Source organism: Drancourtella massiliensis (assembly GCF_016900655.1).
In the GTDB taxonomy this organism is placed as follows: domain Bacteria; phylum Bacillota; class Clostridia; order Lachnospirales; family Lachnospiraceae; genus Sellimonas; species Sellimonas catena.
On record NZ_JACJKH010000068.1, the window covers coordinates 1 to 1547 of the forward strand.

3 protein-coding genes are annotated in these 1547 nt (G+C 49.0%); all 3 read right to left on the reverse strand.

The window, feature by feature from the left end; all coding sequences use genetic code 11:
* Positions 1-165 precede the first annotated feature (165 nt).
* A complete protein-coding gene (locus tag H6A32_RS15710) occupies positions 166-333 on the reverse strand; it encodes a transposon-encoded TnpW family protein (protein WP_022621154.1) in 168 nt (55 codons plus the stop codon).
* A 474-nt stretch (positions 334-807) separates the two neighbouring features.
* A complete protein-coding gene (locus tag H6A32_RS15715) occupies positions 808-1068 on the reverse strand; it encodes a helix-turn-helix domain-containing protein (RefSeq protein WP_002590583.1) in 261 nt (86 codons plus the stop codon).
* A complete protein-coding gene (locus tag H6A32_RS15720) occupies positions 1049-1462 on the reverse strand; it encodes an RNA polymerase sigma factor (RefSeq protein ID WP_204864809.1) in 414 nt (137 codons plus the stop codon). The genes H6A32_RS15715 and H6A32_RS15720 overlap by 20 nt, the downstream gene beginning before the upstream one ends.
* Positions 1463-1547 lie beyond the last annotated feature (85 nt).

The window sequence follows — 1547 nt, forward strand, 5'->3', positions numbered from 1 at the left end:
GTACTTTGTATTCATGGTCATATTTACGTGCCACTTTGAATGCCTCCTTATTCTCTTGGTTTTATTATGAAATCCTTGAGAATAAGCTGTCAACTTTTTTTATACCACACCAATATTATACCACATACCGCTGCCTGTGTCATGTATAAAATGTGAAGAAACGCCCTATTTCCGGGCGTTTGCGGGGTTCAGCTCCATGTCCTTGCGAATGAGCTTCTTTATCTTTTTATCCAGTGTGTCCGTTGCGCGTTCACTTGCGGACGAACATACAAGGTAAGTAACTTTTCCGATTTTATGCTCCGTTGTGGTAACGGGCGTCTGGTTTTGCGTCAAAGAAAATCCCCCTTTCTTTCGCAAACATATAATACAGTCTATGAATAGCAGCAAGTCCACTATTCAAGAAAACAAAGGCTTTAATCGGACGGTTATTAGCATAACCTCATGGGAATTTCACCCCGGCATGGTTCTCATGCAGCCCTACCCATTGCCTGCGACGCTCTTAACGCTCGGACTGTGGCTGTAAGGAAGTATCATTGTATATTTTGCGTGTCGTCGCCCGCAAGCCGCTACACTTGCTTTCCGGCGCGGTGTTGGTCGCTCGGCTGTCCGGGCGGGGATAACCTCACCCGGATAGCGTCATGGCGCACCCACCGTATGGCTCGGCGCAAAAGGAACGTATCCGATTTGCCCTATGCTGCGCCGCCGTTATCTTGCGCCGCTTTCTTTGTCAAGGTTCAGAATGGCTTTGCTGCCGCGTCAGCAGCGGAACGGAAAAGGGGGAGAGAGAAAGCGTCCCGCCGCTGCGGTTTATTCCTCTGCCTTAAAGGTGAGGACAGCCATCATCAGTTTTGCTTGCAGCCGTTCCCGAATGTCGTGGTCTACGCCAAAATAGACGTTCCCGCGCTCGTCGTACAGCTTCCGCATGGAGAGGCGGGCTATGTAGCCGCTGAAATGCTGCAAGACAATCTTCATAGCGTCCGGGTCGCCCTTTGTCGCTGCCAAAATGACAGGATAGGGAACAAGGGCTTTTTCCGGGTAGCCGGGTTCGTTACCATTCGTCCCATTCATCAGCATTTTCCTCCAGATATTTTTTTAGCAGCTCAAAAGAGCTTGTCCGCCTGTACTGTATCGTGCTTCTCGACGTATCGAACAGCTCCGCAATCTCGGTGTCGTTCATTCCCTCGAAATAGTACAGGAGTACGGCTTTGCGCTTTTCTTCCGGCAAAGTACGGATTGCTTCAAGAAGCAGCTTCGGCGTGATTTTCTTCCCGGCTCTTTCAAAGGCGATTTCCCCTTTGAAATATTCATCAAAGGTATGAAGCTGCCGCGCTTCTTCTAAGGTCAAGTCGGAAAAGGTAATCTCCCTTGCCTTATGCCTGTGCAGCTCTTTGTGAGCGTCACACGCTTCATTGTGCAGTACCGTATTACAAAACTTTGATATTGTCAAGATTAGTTGACACATTTTTCTCAAGGATATCACTGACTATGCAGCCACCTCCAAAGCCTCATAGTACTGCCTGCGTTTTACCATGGGAGGAAGGCCGCCA